At 71.0% G+C, this 855-nt stretch carries 1 protein-coding gene; it reads left to right on the top strand.

Annotated elements, in window-relative coordinates:
• Positions 1-855, top strand: an 855-nt coding sequence (locus EQG76_RS07835) for a methylenetetrahydrofolate reductase (RefSeq protein ID WP_200840644.1), incomplete at both ends; no start/stop codon positions are given.

Genomic DNA, 855 nt, shown 5'->3' with positions numbered 1-855 from the left:
CCCTGCTGGGCGAGCCCCTGCCGCAGCCCAGGCTGTCGGTCGAGCTGTTCCCGCCCAAGAGCGGCCCGGCGACCGAGACCTTCTTCACCGAGGTAGCGCGCCTGGCGGCGGTGGGCCCGGATCATCTGACCGTCACCTCCGGGGCGGGCGGCGGCGAGCAGGTGGAGGCGACCTTCACCACGGTTCGCGAGCTGCAGGAGCGGTTCGGCCTGCCGGTGGCGCCGCACATCACCGCGGCCGCGGTGGACCGGCGCGACGTGGCAGCACTGGCCGAGCGCTACACCGCACTGGGCGTGACCCGGGTGGTGGCGCTGCGCGGAGATTCGACCGATGGCGTCGGCAAGGCGTATCGGCCACGACCGGACGGTTTTGCCCATGCCGCGGATCTGGTGCGGGCCCTGGCCGAAGCCGGGCGGTTCGACATCGGGGTCGGCTGCTATCCGGAGGTTCATCCGGAAGCGCCCGATGCCGCTACCGACCTCGCCCATCTGCGTATCAAGGTCGAGGCCGGTGCCTCGCACCTGATCACCCAGTACTGCTTCGACACCGACCGGATCCTGCGCTTCCGCGATGCCTGCCACGCGGCCGGGATCCAGGCGCCGATCGTGCCGGGCATCATGCCAATCCATTCCTTCGCCCAGATCCGCCGCTTCAGCGGCATGTGCGGCGCTACCATCCCGGACTGGCTGGCCGAGCTGTTCCACGGGCTGGAGGACCAGCCGGAACTGGCGCGCATGGTCGCGACCACGGTCGCCGCCGAGCAGTGCCGCCGCTTGGTGGCCGAGGGCTTCGACTCCCTGCATCTCTATGCCCTGAACCGCGCCGACCTGACCCTGGCACTCTGCCGCCTGCTCG

This window comes from Geminicoccus flavidas (genome assembly GCF_009806515.1).
Classification (GTDB): domain Bacteria; phylum Pseudomonadota; class Alphaproteobacteria; order Geminicoccales; family Geminicoccaceae; genus Geminicoccus; species Geminicoccus flavidus.
The sequence above is the reverse complement of the archived record's forward strand: the minus strand, read 5'-3'. Positions and strand labels throughout refer to the sequence as shown.